This is a genomic window from Maricaulis sp., from assembly GCF_048268525.1.
Taxonomy (GTDB): domain Bacteria; phylum Pseudomonadota; class Alphaproteobacteria; order Caulobacterales; family Maricaulaceae; genus Maricaulis.
The window spans coordinates 58201-70508 of sequence record NZ_JBLWVH010000010.1; the positions used below are offsets into that span (position 1 = coordinate 58201).

At 61.3% G+C, this 12308-nt stretch carries 14 protein-coding genes; 12 read left to right on the plus strand and 2 right to left on the minus strand.

Annotated features, from left to right (window positions below; all coding sequences use genetic code 11):
• Positions 1-89 precede the first annotated feature (89 nt).
• From ACN0X9_RS07090 to ACN0X9_RS07145, 12 genes are read left to right on the plus strand one after another with little or no spacing between them, the layout of a single operon-like run.
• Positions 90-566 (plus strand): Rrf2 family transcriptional regulator, encoded by a 477-nt coding sequence (locus ACN0X9_RS07090; protein WP_417486914.1) that lies wholly within the window; start codon positions 90-92, stop codon positions 564-566.
• A 5-nt stretch (positions 567-571) separates the two neighbouring features.
• Positions 572-1735 carry a cysteine desulfurase family protein gene (locus ACN0X9_RS07095; RefSeq protein ID WP_417486915.1) on the plus strand — a complete coding sequence of 388 codons (1164 nt, stop codon included), beginning with the start codon at positions 572-574 and terminating at the stop codon, positions 1733-1735.
• A gap of 1 nt (position 1736) precedes the next feature.
• The gene (sufB, locus tag ACN0X9_RS07100) at positions 1737-3212 is read left to right on the plus strand and encodes a Fe-S cluster assembly protein SufB (protein WP_417486916.1); all 1476 of its coding nucleotides are present in this window, start codon (positions 1737-1739) and stop codon (positions 3210-3212) included.
• Positions 3212-3820 (plus strand): hypothetical protein, encoded by a 609-nt coding sequence (locus ACN0X9_RS07105; RefSeq protein ID WP_417486917.1) that lies wholly within the window; start codon positions 3212-3214, stop codon positions 3818-3820. The genes sufB and ACN0X9_RS07105 overlap by 1 nt, the downstream gene beginning before the upstream one ends.
• On the plus strand, positions 3820-4314 hold the full coding sequence (locus ACN0X9_RS07110; protein ID WP_417486918.1) for a cupin domain-containing protein: 495 nt from the start codon (positions 3820-3822) through the stop codon (positions 4312-4314). The genes ACN0X9_RS07105 and ACN0X9_RS07110 overlap by 1 nt, the downstream gene beginning before the upstream one ends.
• Before the next feature lies 1 nt (position 4315).
• On the plus strand, positions 4316-4999 hold the full coding sequence (locus ACN0X9_RS07115; RefSeq protein ID WP_417486919.1) for a hypothetical protein: 684 nt from the start codon (positions 4316-4318) through the stop codon (positions 4997-4999).
• Between the two features lie 36 nt (positions 5000-5035).
• Positions 5036-5800 carry a Fe-S cluster assembly ATPase SufC gene (sufC, locus tag ACN0X9_RS07120; protein WP_417486920.1) on the plus strand — a complete coding sequence of 255 codons (765 nt, stop codon included), beginning with the start codon at positions 5036-5038 and terminating at the stop codon, positions 5798-5800.
• A gap of 3 nt (positions 5801-5803) precedes the next feature.
• Entirely contained in the window at positions 5804-6832 is a 1029-nt protein-coding gene (sufD, locus tag ACN0X9_RS07125) for a Fe-S cluster assembly protein SufD (RefSeq protein WP_417486921.1), read from the plus strand.
• Positions 6829-8070 (plus strand): cysteine desulfurase, encoded by a 1242-nt coding sequence (locus ACN0X9_RS07130; protein ID WP_417486922.1) that lies wholly within the window; start codon positions 6829-6831, stop codon positions 8068-8070. Before sufD ends, ACN0X9_RS07130 begins: the two co-directional genes overlap by 4 nt.
• A gap of 8 nt (positions 8071-8078) precedes the next feature.
• Positions 8079-8495: an SUF system Fe-S cluster assembly protein gene (locus tag ACN0X9_RS07135; protein WP_417486923.1), complete on the plus strand. Its 417-nt coding sequence runs from the start codon at positions 8079-8081 to the stop codon at positions 8493-8495.
• 9 nt (positions 8496-8504) lie between these two features.
• A complete protein-coding gene (locus tag ACN0X9_RS07140; protein WP_417486924.1) occupies positions 8505-8864 on the plus strand; it encodes a HesB/IscA family protein in 360 nt (119 codons plus the stop codon).
• A gap of 6 nt (positions 8865-8870) precedes the next feature.
• Entirely contained in the window at positions 8871-9461 is a 591-nt protein-coding gene (locus ACN0X9_RS07145) for a glutathione S-transferase N-terminal domain-containing protein (protein ID WP_417486925.1), read from the plus strand.
• A gap of 54 nt (positions 9462-9515) precedes the next feature.
• On the opposite strand, the gene ACN0X9_RS07150 is transcribed toward ACN0X9_RS07145, so the two are convergent.
• Both ACN0X9_RS07150 and ACN0X9_RS07155 read right to left on the minus strand, forming a co-directional pair.
• Positions 9516-10568: a GGDEF domain-containing protein gene (locus ACN0X9_RS07150; protein ID WP_417486926.1), complete on the minus strand. Its 1053-nt coding sequence runs from the start codon at positions 10566-10568 to the stop codon at positions 9516-9518.
• Between the two features lie 154 nt (positions 10569-10722).
• Positions 10723-12243 (minus strand): DEAD/DEAH box helicase, encoded by a 1521-nt coding sequence (locus ACN0X9_RS07155; protein ID WP_417486927.1) that lies wholly within the window; start codon positions 12241-12243, stop codon positions 10723-10725.
• Between the last annotated feature and the right edge of the window lie 65 nt (positions 12244-12308).

The window sequence follows — 12308 nt, forward strand, 5'->3', positions numbered from 1 at the left end:
TCACTCGTATCGAGATCGGCTCCCCCTCCGGAAAGGCGGGTCTTAGCATGATCAGCCCGCTGGATGCGAGTGTTTAAGGAGGTAAACACATGAAGCTTAGCACTAAAGGCCGCTATGCCGTGATGGCAATGGCTGACCTGGCGGACGCCGCCGAGGCTGGCCCGGTTACCTTGAGCGACATTGCCTCTCGTCAGTCGATTTCATTGTCCTACCTCGAACAATTGTTCGCGAAGCTGCGCCGCGCCGACATCGTGTCGTCCGTGCGGGGGCCGGGCGGTGGTTACCGGCTCAGCCGAACGGCCAGCGAAATCCGGATTTCCGACATCATCCTGGCAGTGGACGAACCTTTGCGCGCCACGCGTTGTTCGGAGGCCAAGGGCTGCCTGAGCGACGGGCGACGTTGTATCACGCATGATCTGTGGGACGAGCTGGGTCGGCACATCTATCTCTACCTGTCGTCGGTAACGCTGGATGACGTGTTGGAGCGGCGCCTGTTCGGGTCTGCCAATGGCGCCACAGGGCGTCTCAAGCCGGCGGGCAGCAACGCCACCCACGCGGCGGAATAAACTTCATGCGGACCTATCTTGATCACAACGCGACCACACAGGTCCGGCCCAACGCGGTGGCGGCCATGACCGAGGTCATGGCGCGGGTGGGCAATCCGTCGTCCGTGCACGCTGACGGGCAGGGTGCCCTGGCGCGGGTCGAGCTTGCGCGGCGCGTAGTCGGCAAGGCGCTGCGCGCGCGGCCTGAAGATATCATTTTCACATCCGGTGGTACCGAAGCGTTGAACCTGGCGCTCCATGCCGCGATCAGCGCCGGCGGTGTCGACCGTATCATTGTCACCGCGCTGGAGCATGAAGCCGTTGCTGCGACGGCGCGGGCCAGTGGGCTTCCGGTGGAGACCTGGCCGGTCAATGCCGACGGTGTCGTCGAAATCAGCTGGCTCGCCGACCGTCTGGCCTCTTGCTCAGGTGATTATGGCCGTCCGGTTCTGGCGATGATGCTGGCGAGTAATGAGACCGGAACGATCCAGCCCGTGCAGGAGGCGGCGACCCTTGTGCGCGACGCCGGTGGGCTGACGGTGGTCGACGCGATACAGGCCGTCGGCAAGATTGACGTGGATTTTGCGGGCCTCGGGTGTGACTACCTCGCCGTCTCGGCGCACAAGTTTGGCGGCCCGCAGGGCGTTGGAGCCCTGCTCGCGGCGTGCAACGCGCCCATGGCCCGACATCATCATGGTGGTGGCCAGGAAAAGGGCCGCCGGGCCGGCACGCTCAATGTTGCAGGCATTGTCGGGCTGGCGACGGCGCTCGAGGAGGCCGTTTCATCGCTTGATGATTTTGCGTCTCTCGCAATCCAGCGCGACAAGATGGCGGTCGCAATCCGTGCGGTGGCACCGCAGATGATCGAGATCGGCGCCCGGGCGTCGCGTCTTCCCAATACGCTTGGAATGAGCTTGCCCGGTTGGCCCGGTGCGACCCAGGTGATGGCGCTTGATCTGGACGGTGTGGCGATCAGTGCCGGTTCGGCCTGCTCGTCCGGATCGTCCAAAGGGTCAAAGGTCGGAACCGCGCTCGGCCTGCCCGAAGACGCGTCACAGGGCTTCGTGCGTGTAAGCCTGGGTTGGAATTCAAAACCGGATGATGCAGACGCCTTCATCAAGGCGTGGACGGCGGCGTATGCGCGCGCCGCATTGCCATCAAAGCAAATGCCTGAAGAGGCGGTAGGATAACATGGCCGCAGTCAAGGAAACCATCGAAGACGTCCGCAATCTGGAAGCCGACAAGTACAAGTACGGCTTCACGACGGACATCGAACAGGATCTCGCCCCCAAGGGGCTGAATGAAGAGATCGTACGCCTCATCTCTGCCAAGAAGGGCGAGCCGGAGTGGATGCTGCAATGGCGCCTGGAGGCGCTCGAGCGCTTCAAGGCGATGCGGGAGCCTGAGTGGGCGAAGGTCAATTATCCCAAGATCGACTATCAGGACATCCACTACTATGCCGAGCCCAAGGACGGCGCCAAGTATGACAGCATTGACGATGTCCCCGAGGAAATCCTCGCCGACTTCGCCAAGCTGGGCATCTCGCTGAAAGAGCAGGAAGTCCTGCTAGGTGTCAAAGGTTCGGAAAATCGCGTTGCCGTTGATGCGGTGTTTGACTCGGTGTCGGTGGTCACGACCTTCAAGGCCGAGCTGGCCAAGGCCGGTGTGATCTTCTGCTCGATCTCCGAAGCCCTGCGCGAGCATCCCGATCTCGTGCGCAAGTATCTCGGCTCGGTCGTGCCGGCTTCGGACAATTTCTTTGCGACGTTGAACACCGCCGTCTTCTCGGACGGGTCCTTCGTCTATGTGCCGCCGGGCGTGCGCTGCCCGATGGAGTTGTCGACCTATTTCCGGATGAATGCGCAAGGCACCGGCCAGTTCGAACGCACGCTGATCATCGCTGACAAGGGCGCTTACGTGTCCTATCTGGAAGGCTGTACGGCGCCGATGCGCGACGAAAACCAGCTTCATGCCGCAGTGGTCGAACTGGTCGCACTGGACGATGCCGAGATCAAATATTCCACCGTCCAGAACTGGTGGCCGGGCGATGAGAACGGCAAGGGCGGGGTCTATAACTTCGTCACCAAGCGCGGCGATTGCCGGGGCAAGAATTCGAAGATTTCCTGGACCCAGGTCGAGACCGGCTCCGCCATCACCTGGAAGTACCCGTCCTGCATCCTGCGCGGTGAAAACTCGCGCGGTGAGTTCTACTCGATTGCGGTGACCAATGGTCATCAACAGGCCGATACCGGCACCAAGATGATCCATCTGGGCAAGGGGTCTACCAGCCGCATCATCTCCAAAGGCATTTCTGCCGGCCGCTCCGACCAGACCTATCGCGGCCTGGTCTCGGTCCATGCCAAGGCCGAGGGCGCCCGCAATTTCACCCAGTGCGACAGCTTGCTGATCGGTGATCAGTGCGGTGCTCACACCGTCCCCTATGTCGAGTGCAAGACGCCCAAGGCGGTCCTCGAGCACGAGGCCACGACGACCAAGCTGTCCGAAGATCAGCTCTTCTACGCCCGCCAGCGCGGGCTGGGCGAAGAAGCGGCGACGGCCCTGCTGGTCAATGGCTTCGTCCGTGATGTGTTGCAGCAATTGCCGATGGAATTTGCGGTCGAGGCGCAGGCGTTACTCAAGGTCTCGCTCGAGGGGAGTGTGGGCTAGTGAAGCGGCTTTTGCGCATCATTTGGCAAGGATTGCTTCCGGTTTGGGGGCTTTTGGTATTGTGCGCTTTGGCGGGCCAATGGCTGTACTTCGAAGTGCTCTGGCAGCCGGGTTTCCAATTTGAACGCCGGGCCGATGAGCTTGGACAGGTCATGTCGCCGTCCGGTTTGCTTTCGTTGCGGGCACGCACAGTCACAAACGGGATTGTCAGAGATGGCGAAACGAGCTGGTCGGATCCTGTGTCGGTCCTGACGCTTGTCGCAGACGATACAGAACATCCCGTCGCTTACATGTCCGTCGCGGCGAACGACGAATTATTGCCATTTGAGCAGGATGAACGGCTTGATGTCGCATGGCTGGATGAAGATCGAGCGATCGTGACGTATTGCGGTGTCCGGCTCGGTTCGATGATTAATGCGATCACTTTGAGGACTGACCCGGAGTCCATATCAAGTCCGGTTAGATTGAATGTCGAAATCGAGTTCAAACGCCGTGATGGCTGTGAGCAAGCTCCGCCGCCAGGCTTGATGTATCCCGGCAGGAGTGGCGACGCGATTTTGTTCGGGCAGACGGGTACCACTTCGACGGAAGAGGAGGAGCAACGCTAATGGTCCCTAACCCAGTCACCCATATAGACGACGCGCCGCTGGAAAACCTGGCCCATGGCGAGACCTTCTCCGCCGACCTGGCACGGCTTGGGCCGTTGATCGGCCTGCAGCAGCTGGGCTGCTGCCTGACCATCGTGCCGCCGGGCAAGACGGCCTTCCCCTATCACAATCACCACGCCATCGAGGAGGCGATCATCATCCTTGAAGGCGAGGGCACTTATCGTTTTGGCGAGGACCGTCACGCCGTGCGCGCCGGGCATGTCCTGGCGGCACCGACCGGTGGCCGCGACGTTGCGCATCAATTGCTCAATACCGGTGATGCCGATCTGAAATACATCTGCGTCTCGACGATGCAGCCGGTCGATGTGGTCGAGTATCCGGATTCGAACAAGGTTGGCGCCGTGCGCTGGTCCGAAGCCGATGGCGATGAACCGGCCTTCCGCCTACGGGCCTTCGCCGCCGAACCGGTCGATTACTGGGAAGGGGAAGACTGATATGAAACTCTACCGGAAACCCATGCTCGGCCTGTGCCTGGCCAGCCTGGTCGCGGCAACAGCCTGTGCCGATGGGGATGATGCGGGCGCTCGCGATATCGCCGTCCTGCCTGACTGTGGTGCGTTGGACTATGACGGTACACATGCGGACTGTCGGCTGGCGTTTGAGGATGACCGCCAGATGGTCTTCGACTTCACCGCCGATGCCGCAAGCGATGAGTGGGGCGAGCGGATCGAGTCCGTCGACATCACCCTTGCTGGCGCGGAAGGTCAGGTACTGCAAACCTTTGCGGACACGGCGGGTCGCAGCTTCGTCTATCCGTCGCTGGCAGATGTGGACGGCGATGGTGACGTCGATCTGCTGGTCCCCCAGGAAACCGGCAATGTGAACACGACCTCCCACGTCTGGCTGCAGGACGGCGCGCAATTTATCGCGGCGGGCAGCATTAACGGGGTCGGCATTGACCCCGTAGGCGGCGGTCTGATGGCGGTCCACGCCAGATCCAGCGCAGCCGAGTGGGAGACAACCTACTACATCGCCCGCGACAACCGATTGATTGGCCTTTTCAGCGTCTCCACCGACTTTTCCGACGATAGTTGTGCGGTCAATGACTGGGATGGCGGACTGGCCGAAGCCGGAATGACCCTCGACGACGCCACAGCGCGCTTTTGCGACGCCGACTGAACACACCTGACACGCGACAAGAAGATCGAGACCAAGATGCTGAAGATCAACGACCTCAAATGCAAAGTCGAAACCCAGGACGGTGAGGAGAAGGCGATCCTGAAAGGATTGTCGCTCGAAGTGCCGGCGGGCGAGGTCCATGCGATCATGGGGCCGAACGGCTCGGGCAAATCGACGCTGTCCTATGTGCTCACCGGTCGCGATGGCTATGAGGTCACCGGCGGGGAGATGCGCTTTGTCGGCGAGGATCTGGCCGAGCTGGCCCCGGAAGAGCGCGCCGCCCTGGGGCTCTACCTGTCCTTCCAGTATCCGGTTGAAATTCCCGGCGTTCCGACCATCACCTTCCTCAAGGAAGCCCTCAATGCCCAGCGCGCGACGCGCGGCGAGGAGGAGGTCTCGGCACCGGAATTCATGAAGCTGATCCGCGCGAAGGCCAAACAGCTCAACGTCTCCATGGACATGTTGAAACGGGCGGTGAATGTCGGCTTCTCCGGCGGTGAGAAGAAGCGGATGGAAATCCTCCAGGCGCTGGTGTTGGAACCCAAATTCCTGATCCTCGACGAGACCGATAGTGGCCTCGACATTGATGCCCTCAAGATCGTGTCCGACGGCGTCAACGCCCTGCGCTCGCCTGGGCGCGGCATGCTGGTGATCACGCACTATCAGCGCTTGCTCGACCACATCACGCCGGACGTGGTCCACGTCATGGCCAATGGTCGTATCGTCAAGTCCGGCGGCCCGGAACTGGCGCGCGAGCTGGAAGCCGAAGGCTATGACAAATATCTCGGGGAGGCGGCCTGAGGCATGACCGCAACGCTGACCCATACTCCGGCCGAACAGGCCCTGATCGACGCCCTCGATGGTGCCACAGGCTGGCGTGCGCAATTGCGCGAGGCCACCCGCAAGGATGGCCTGCCAACCCGTCGCCATGAATTGTGGAAATGGTCCGACCTGCGCCGCGCTGCCAATGACGTGACGACGGCGGGGACGCTCGAAGTTGCGGGCGCCGATGCCCTGGCGACCATTGCGGACGGTGATCGCATCGAACTGTCCGTCACGGCCTCGGGCGGCGCTTGTGCGGGTGAGGCCGAACTGGTCGTGCCTGCAGGCGTCAGGCTTGTCCTGATCGAGCGCCTCACCGGTGAGGCCGGGTCGCTGGGCAATTGGCATATGAGCATCCGGATCGAGGCCGGCGCACGGCTCGACCGCATCGTTGTTGCTGATCATCATGAGGCTGCGGTGTTTGTCGGGTCGGCTGAAATCACGCTGGCAGAGGGCGCTCATCTGAACCAGACCATGATCGATACCGGGGCGAAACTGTCTCGCAACGAGACCCATATCCATCATCCGGGGCAGGGCGCGACCGTCGATCTGGGTGGTGCCTATGTCCTCGCGGCGGGGCGTCACGCTGACAGTACGACAACTGTCCACCACGCTGGTCCCGGCTGCCAGACCAGGCAACTCGTCAAGGGCGCTGTCGCGTCGGGCGGGCACGGCGTCTTCCAGGGAAAATTCATTGTCGACCGTATCGCCCAGAAGACTGATGCGCGGATGACCCACCGCGCTCTGATGCTCGGCGAGAAGGCCGAGATCGATGCCAAGCCGGAACTGGAAATCTACGCCGATGACGTGCAATGCGCCCACGGCAACGCGCTCGGAACGCTGGATGAGACGGCCCTGTTTTACATGCGCCAGCGCGGCCTACCCGAAGCCAAGGCGCGCGCCCTGCTGATCGAGAGCTATCTTGCCGAGCCGCTCGACCAGGTCAGCGATGAAGCCTTGCGCGAGGACCTCAAGTCGATCCTGCGCCAGCGACTGGGAGCTGTGTCATGACCGCCCAGTCGACCATCACAGCGCCGCTGAACATCGAGGCCATCCGCGCGGAATTCCCGATCCTGCAGCGGGAAATCAATGGCTATCCGCTGCGCTATCTCGACAATGCGGCCTCGGCACAGAAGCCGGAATTCGTGATCGAGAGCATTGCCGGCGTCTACCGCGCATCCTACGCGAATGTGCATCGCGGCCTGCATACGCTGGCCAATGAGACGACCGAGGAGTTCGAGAAATCTCGCGAGGATGTGCGGCGTTTTCTCAACGCGTCGCGCAGTGAGGAGATCGTCTTCACCCGCGGCTCCACTGAAGCGATCAATCTGGTGGCCCACTCTTTCGGCCAGCTTCTGCAAGCCGGGGATGAGATCATCATCTCGCAGATGGAGCATCACTCCAATATCGTGCCCTGGCGCTTACTTGCTGATTCAAAAGGGTTGCTGCTGAGATGGGCACCGGTCACCGACAGTGGTGAGCTGGATTATCCACAACTGGCAGACATGGTTAATGAGCGGACGCGACTGATCGCCATCTCGCACATGTCGAATGTCACAGGCACGATCAACGACGCCGCACGGATCGTCGAAATCGCGAAATCCCGCGGCGTGCCGGTCCTGCTGGATGGGTCACAGTCCGCGGTGCATCTGCCCATTGATGTCCAGGCGCTGGATTGTGACTTTTTCGTCTTCACCGGTCACAAGCTCTATGGCCCGTCCGGTATCGGTGCGCTCTACGCGAAGGGTGATTGGCTGGACCGTTTGCCCCCTTACATGGGCGGCGGGGAGATGATTGCTGACGTCTACGAGGACCGGGTCACTTTCGCCGATGTGCCGCACAAGTTTGAGGCCGGGACACCGGCGATCGCCGATGCAATCGGACTGGGCGCAGCGATCCGTTGGGTCGAGCGGCATGACCGGATGGCGATACTCGAGCACGAGCGGGCTTTGCTGGATCGCGCCATGCAGGGGATCGCGGAGATCGACGGCCTGAGAGTGGTCGGTACAGCCCAGGACAAGGGCGCGATCATATCCTTCACCCTCGACGGCGCACACCCGCATGACGTGGCGCAGATCCTCGACAAGTACGGCGTGGCGGTGCGGGCCGGGCATCATTGTGCCCAACCGCTCATGCGGCGCATGGGCGTCAGCTCGACCGCACGCGCCAGTTTTGCCATCTACAACACCATTGAAGAGGCCGATGCGTTTGTCGACGCATTGAAAAAGGCCCGCGACTTCCTCATCTAGGTAGGACCATGACCGAACAAACCACCCGCGACGTGATTGATCTGTCCGCGCCCGCTGACGGGCAGGCGGCCAGTCCTGCTGTTCCGGCGGACGGGACCGGCGCGATCCCGGCCGACGAGCTGGCCCGCATCACCGACGCCGTCGTCGAAGCGCTCAAGACCGTCTATGATCCGGAAATCCCGGTTGATATTTACGAGCTCGGCCTGATCTACAAGGTCGACCTGGAAGACGACCGGACCCTCAAGGTCCAGATGTCACTGACCGCGCCGGGCTGTCCGGTGGCCGGGGAAATGCCCGGTTGGGTACAGGATGCCGTCGAAAAGGTGGATGGGGTCGACAAGGCCCTGGTCGATTTGACGTTCGAGCCGCCCTGGACGCCGGATCGGATGTCGGATGAAGCGCGTCTTGCGCTCAACATGTTCTAGGAGATTGATGTGGCTGTTCGTGAACGTCCCAAGGCTGTGAGCCTGACTGAAGCTGCGGCCGAGCGGGTCAAGGCGTTGATGGCCCAGCGTGGCGCCGGCTTCCTGCGCGTCGGCGTCAAGAATGGCGGCTGTGCCGGCATGGAATACGAGATGGCCTATGTCGACGCTCCGGCACCGCTCGACGAGCGTGTCGAGGACCAGGGCGTCGAGATCGTGCTGGAGTCGAAAGCGCTCCTGTTTCTGCTGGGTACCCAGATCGATTATGAAATTTCACCGCTTCATGCAAAATTCGTGTTCAACAACCCCAATCAGACCGACGCTTGTGGCTGTGGGGAAAGCGTGACGATTGTTCCTGTCAAGGAAGTCTGACCTGCCATGAAACTCATCATCTCGACAACATCTCCCTATTCCCGCAAATGCCGGGTCATGATCCGGGAACTCGGTCTTGGTAGCCGGATAGATGAAGTCGAATCCCATCCATTTGATGACGATCCGGAGCTGTTGAAGGCCAATCCGCTCGGCCGGGTACCATGCCTGGTTCTCGATGATGGTCAGGCCTATACCGAAAGTGCGCTGATTGCCGATTTCCTGTGTGAGCAGGCTGACCGGAACTGGCCGCGCGACTGGAATGACCGCCGCCTGGAAGCGCTTGGGAATGGTCTGCTTGACCTGACGGTCGCCCGTCGCGTCGAGATGGTACGGGATGAGGGCATTCAATCGGCCTATTGGATCGGTCGCCGTGAGCGCGGGATCATGCGCGCGGTGGACGAGTTGGAAACGGCCGTCGGTGCGCTTGATACCATTGAGGCCCAAGGGCCTCTCACAATGGCTGTCGCGCTGGCCTATATGGACTTTCGCTACCCGGAGAGCGATTGGCGGACAGGGCGCCCGCAGCTGGCGGGCCTGCTCGATGCGTGGCAGCAACGAACCAGTTTCGCGGTGACAGCCCCACCTTCGGATACCTGATACGAAAAGACCGCCCCGAAGAGCGGTCTTTCATTGCGTGGTAGGGCGTTGGGCTCAGGCAGCGCTGCGCGATGCACTACGGCTGTTGTCGACCGTGGTCCGATTGCGCCCTTCGGTCTTTGACCGGTAAAGATTGGTGTCGGATCTCTCGATCAATTCCTCGATCGATTCACCTTCATGGTAGGTGGCGATCCCGAGCGAAACGGTAATATTGCCCAGATCTTCGTTGGTAGATTTCCGGAGCAGCTTTTTCGACTCGACGGTCTTGCGGATCTTTTCGGCGACCTGTTCGGCGACATTCGGAGCTGTGTTCGGCATCACGATGCCAAATTCCTCGCCGCCATAGCGGGCAACAAGGTGAGACTCACCGGCGTGTCGGGTGAGGCAGCCGGCGACAAAACGGATGATCTGGTCACCCGTCTGATGGCCCCAGGTGTCGTTGAACCGCTTGAAGAAATCGATGTCGCAAAGAATCAGGCTCAGCGGCTGCTTCTTGGTGTCGGCGTCGCGGCGGGCGCGGCGCAGTGACTCGTCGAAGCGCTTGCGATTGGCGATGCCGGTGAGGGCATCGGTCATTGCTTCTTCGCGGACCTTCTCCAGGTGCGACCGCAATTGGGTCACTTCGTTGGAAGTGGCCTGCAGCCGGTCTTCAAGTGCTTGGCTGCGGCGCTGCATGCGGGCGGTCGCCGAAACAAGGCTCTCGACCAGTTTCTTCATGCCGGGGGCGTCCGGTGTTGCGGTCAGCTCGTGGCTCGCACCCTCGAGTGCTTTGCCGTAAGCCGCCGTATCACGTTCCGCAGCCTCGAGGGTTTCCTGGACGACGCCCAGCTCGCGACACATCGCACCACCACTCTCGAGGACCGCGTCCTGGATGGCTTTCCACTGGAAATACTGCTCAAAAAGCTCGTTATTGACCGACTCCGAGAAATCTCCACCGGCCTCGATATGGCCTTTGAGCGTCTCGCACAATTCCGGATTGGTATCGCTGGCGAAGCAGATCCAGACGGAATAGTTTTCCGGGGTCGGCGCTATGCCGAATTGATCCATGAGATCCAGCGCCTTGAGCGCGTACTCACGTCCTTCTTTGCCAAGCAATCGACCGTTCACCAGAAAGTCCTTTCCTGCAGGGACGAATGACTTCGCCCAGCGGTTGATCCTGAACCTAACCGGCAAACGGAAAGAAGAGGTAAAAATCAGTCATGTCATATGAGTTGAAATTCTACCCGATCCAATTCTGGGTCGAAACGCGCCCCTGACAGCCCTATCGATCTGCGTTCATGAAGCTTGGTACATGGTCGCCAAATCCGACGATAGACCGGTCATTGACCGGACCGCGATCCCGCTTTGACCCGCCACGACGGGACTGTTTCCGGTTGTCATTGCCGGAGTCACGAGACGGCGTGTTTGCTCGGGGCTTGTTGGCCGGTTTGGGATCGTCGGTTGTGACCGGTTGTGATAGCGCAGGTTCCGAAACGGGCGCGTTTTCCGGTTCTGTCTCGGCCGCGGCGGGCTTCGGCGTCGCTGTCGTATCCGCGTCATTCGTCTTGCGCGGCGTTCTGGGCTTTCTCGACCGGGTGCGGGTCGAGCGCGGCTTGGCCGGTTCGGTGTCACCGTCAGGCGCTGTCGCAGACTCCGACGCGGCATTGCTGCTTCCGTCCAGGACCAGCTCGGGAATGTCTTCCTTGATCAGCTTGAGGACCGCAGCGAGTGATTTCTCGTCGCCTGGCGCAAAAATCGTGACCGACTCGCCCGACTTGCCGGCTCGCCCAGTGCGACCAATACGGTGCACATAGTCATCGGCGTGATGGGGCATGTCGTAATTGAAGACGTGACTCACATCCGGAATGTCGAGACCGCGTGCGGCCACATCGCTGGCCACAAGGAAACGCAGCGTACCGGCCTTGAAGTCTGCGAGAGTCGCAGTCCGGGCTGACTGATCGAGGTCACCATGGATGGGCGCCGCCGAAAAGCCGTGGCGCTGGAGTGACCGGGCCACAACATCCACATCGCGTTTGCGATTGGAAAAGATGATGCCGTTCTTCACCCCGTCGCGCGACATCGCCTGGCGCAGCGCCAGGCGCTTGGCTTTGGCGGAGTTGTCAGTGAGGCGGATCATCAACTGGGTGATATTGGCGCCGGTTTGAGCCGGGCGGGACACTTCGACGCGTTCCGGGTCGCGCAGGAAGCGATCGACCAGACTCTGGATCTCTTTTGGCATGGTGGCCGAGAAGAAAAGGGTCTGGCGGCGCGGCGCCGGTGGCACCAGCGAGAAAATCTTCTCGAGGTCGGGGATGAAGCCCATGTCCAACATCCGGTCGGCCTCATCGACCACCAGCATCTGAACGCCGGTCATCAACAGTTTGCCACGGCCGAAATGATCGAGCAGGCGACCGGGAGTCGCGATCAGGACGTCGGCACCCTTGTTCAGGATTTCTTCCTGGGGACCAAAGGCCACGCCGCCGATCAGGAGTGCCATCGAAAGCTTCTGACCCTTGGAATAGGTCTCGAAATTTTCAGCACACTGGGCGGCCAGCTCGCGCGTTGGCGCAATGATCAGGGAGCGCGGCATGCGGGCCTTGGCGCGACCGCGCGACAGGCGCTCGATCAGCGGCAATGTAAAGGACGCGGTCTTGCCGGTACCGGTCTGGGCAATGCCAAGCACATCGCGCCCGGCAAGCGCCGCAGGAATGGCGCCGGCCTGGATCGGGGTCGGTTCGCTATAGCCAGCCTCGTGGATGGCTTCGAGTAGTTTTGGGCTCAGACCCAGTTCTGCGAACGTCATGGCATCCTTTGGCTTGACCTGAAATCAGGACGGGCGCGCCGTGGTGGCGCGGCCGCTTGGTGAGC

Coding starts and splice junctions, on each gene's coding strand:
- ACN0X9_RS07145 (WP_417486925.1), top strand. CDS start 8,871: ATGAAACTCATCATCTCGACAACATCTCCCTATTCCCGCAAATGCCGG.
- ACN0X9_RS07115 (WP_417486919.1), top strand. CDS start 4,316: ATGAAACTCTACCGGAAACCCATGCTCGGCCTGTGCCTGGCCAGCCTG.
- ACN0X9_RS07095 (WP_417486915.1), top strand. CDS start 572: ATGCGGACCTATCTTGATCACAACGCGACCACACAGGTCCGGCCCAAC.
- ACN0X9_RS07155 (WP_417486927.1), bottom strand. CDS start 12,243: ATGACGTTCGCAGAACTGGGTCTGAGCCCAAAACTACTCGAAGCCATC.
- sufB (WP_417486916.1), top strand. CDS start 1,737: ATGGCCGCAGTCAAGGAAACCATCGAAGACGTCCGCAATCTGGAAGCC.
- sufC (WP_417486920.1), top strand. CDS start 5,036: ATGCTGAAGATCAACGACCTCAAATGCAAAGTCGAAACCCAGGACGGT.
- ACN0X9_RS07130 (WP_417486922.1), top strand. CDS start 6,829: ATGACCGCCCAGTCGACCATCACAGCGCCGCTGAACATCGAGGCCATC.
- ACN0X9_RS07110 (WP_417486918.1), top strand. CDS start 3,820: ATGGTCCCTAACCCAGTCACCCATATAGACGACGCGCCGCTGGAAAAC.
- ACN0X9_RS07090 (WP_417486914.1), top strand. CDS start 90: ATGAAGCTTAGCACTAAAGGCCGCTATGCCGTGATGGCAATGGCTGAC.
- ACN0X9_RS07135 (WP_417486923.1), top strand. CDS start 8,079: ATGACCGAACAAACCACCCGCGACGTGATTGATCTGTCCGCGCCCGCT.
- sufD (WP_417486921.1), top strand. CDS start 5,804: ATGACCGCAACGCTGACCCATACTCCGGCCGAACAGGCCCTGATCGAC.